Origin of the sequence: Nonomuraea ceibae, from assembly GCF_019396325.1 — a bacterium.
Classification (GTDB): Bacteria; Actinomycetota; Actinomycetes; order Streptosporangiales; family Streptosporangiaceae; genus Nonomuraea; species Nonomuraea ceibae.
Map to the genome: position 1 here is coordinate 1 of NZ_JAHKRO010000259.1, position 549 is coordinate 549.

A 549-nucleotide genomic window follows, 5' to 3' on the forward strand; every position below is an offset into this window, starting at 1 on the left:
CGCCATCGACGCCACCTACCTCGGCTCCGAGAGCGAGGCGCGTGACCTGCTCGCCCTCCTGGACCGCCTGCCCGCTCCGCTCTCCGACAGCAGGCGGAACATGGCCGTCTGCGACATCGGCGGCATCACCGCCGAACCCGTCGAACCCTGCGCCGGCCTCTCACACGCCGAGCTGCTGAAAGACCTCGGCGACACAGCCGTCGAGACCCTGCTGAGCCACCCGATCGCCCCCCTGCTCAGCGTGCAGATCCGGCACCTGGGCGGCGCGTTCACCCGCCCGTCCGACAGCCCGCACGGCCCGCTCGTGGAACCGTACGCCCTCTACCTCTTCGGCGTCCCCACCGACCCCGCCACCGCCGAGGCCATCACGAACCGGCAGGCCGCCCTGGCCGGCACCCTCCCCGTCAGCGGCCGCAAGCCCCTCACCTTCCTCAGCCCCGGCGAAAGCGCGGCCGACGCCTTCACCCCGGCCGCACTCGATCGCCTGCGCGACGTCAAACGCCGCCACGACCCGCACGCCGTCTTCCGCAGCAACTTCCCGGTCCACCC

1 pseudogene is annotated in these 549 nt (G+C 72.9%); it reads left to right on the forward strand.

Annotation, left to right across the window (positions count from 1 at the left end):
- A pseudogene (locus KME80_RS49850) lies at nt 1-549 on the forward strand (FAD-linked oxidase); the annotation flags it as partial.